The organism is Pseudomonadota bacterium, assembly GCA_026388215.1.
Lineage (GTDB): Bacteria > Desulfobacterota > Syntrophorhabdia > Syntrophorhabdales > Syntrophorhabdaceae > JAPLKF01.
Map to the genome: position 1 here is coordinate 1 of JAPLKF010000054.1, position 1,739 is coordinate 1,739.

Consider the following 1,739-nt stretch of genomic DNA (forward strand, 5'->3'; position numbering starts at 1 on the left):
GAGTATCAAAGCCGTTTCAAGAACCCTATCCTTCAGCTTATTAATTTCATATTCCACAGTTATGGCATGATAATCAACAACACAATATATACAATCGTATTCTTCTGTTAAATGGACCCAATGTCTTATTGCACCTACATAATTACCTAAATGTATATCCCCTGTAGGCTGTATCCCGCTGAAAATCCTCTTCATGTACCCCTCCGTAAAATAGCCATCAGCTTTTCAGTTCGGAGTTTATGGTTTAGAGTTCGGAGTAATAAAACTTTGGGATCTTTTAAAACTCAGAACCTCAAAAGGCTGATAGCTGAGTGCTGAGAGTGCTGATATAGTGAATGCCTTTTTTCTAATGTACAATAAAAGGGTCTTGAAATCAATTTCTTTTAGTTCAGTATGTGTCTGCCTTTCAAATTTTTCATTCTACTAATTTTTATCTTCTTAACGCTGATTGCTTAAGGCTAATAGCTGACTATAAGTGACTGATTTTATTTACATACAAAAATCTTGACAATTAATTTTCCGGGTAATATAGTTGATTTATCGAAAAATTGTATACAGTATCCAAGGGGGGAGGCATTATGGAAGATCATGAAATTTTCAGAAACATAACCATTCTTTCTTTAGAGCAGGCAACAGTTTTACCTTATTTGACATACAGACTTGCACTCGACGGGGCAAGGATTATAAGGATGGAGCATCCTGTGTACGGGGATCCAAACAGAAGGGTTGGAGAAAATAGGCTTAATGAGGATAGAATGTATACATATTTTCTTGCGATTAACTGTAATAAGGAGGCTATCACATTAGACCTTGGGACCCCGGAAGGTCAGGAAATCTTTAGAAAATTGATCATAGAACTGAAGGTTGACATATTTGCCACAAACCAGCTCCCAAGAAATTACAAAAAGCTCGGTGTGGATTATGAAACCGTGAAGTCTATCAAGGAAGACATTATATGGGTAGGGCTTACCGGTTTTGGTCCTGAGAGCAATGAGGCTGCTTATGACCCGATACTGCAGGCAAGGAGCGGGTTAATGGAGCTTACAGGGGACAAAGGCGGTTCTCCATATGTTCTCGGTGTGCCTTTACCAGATATGGGGGCAAGCGAGCATACCTATGGTTTGATTATGAAGGCCCTTTTCAAAAAGGCAATGACAAAAGAGGGTTCAAGGATAGATATTTCGATGTTTCAAAGCACAGTCTCCTGGCTGACTGTTCCTATTACCCAGACCAAATCTTTTAATAAAAAGATTACAAGAAGGGGGAATACCCATGAATTCTTTGCACCTGTAAGTGTATATAAGACAAAGGATGGGTATGCATACATTGCAGTCGGAAATGACATACAATGGGAAAGGATGTTGAAGATAGGCGGTTTTGGATCCCTTGAGAAACCGGAGTACGCAAGAAATGAGGGAAGGATAAAGGATGTGGATAACCTTAATAAGGCTATAGAGGAAGCTACGAAGAATTACACCACAGAGGAACTTACCACGCTGTTTATAAATGCTACCATACCGATTTCCAAGGTTAATGCACTTGAAGAAGTGATTGAAGACCCCTACGTGAAAGGAGAAATTCTCTCTTCTACTGACGAAAAGACAGGTGTCACAATATATCTTGCCCCCCAACCGGTCACAAACAGTTATGTAAAATCTATTAACAAAAAATTAAAATTCCCGCCAAGGTTTGGAGAACACAACGAAGAGATTTATTGTAAGATTCTTGGTTATTCAAGT

At 38.9% G+C, this 1,739-nt stretch carries 2 protein-coding genes; one reads left to right on the forward strand and one right to left on the reverse strand.

The annotated features are described in order from the left end of the window. Nucleotides 1-195: tryptophan--tRNA ligase (locus tag NTU69_03825; protein ID MCX5802656.1), on the reverse strand; the 195-nt coding region annotated here is incomplete at its 3' end. Between the two features lie 383 nt (nucleotides 196-578). On the opposite strand from NTU69_03825, the gene NTU69_03830 reads away from it, so the two are divergent. Then, the coding region (locus tag NTU69_03830) for a CoA transferase (GenBank protein MCX5802657.1) at nucleotides 579-1,739 on the forward strand (1,161 nt) is incomplete at its 3' end.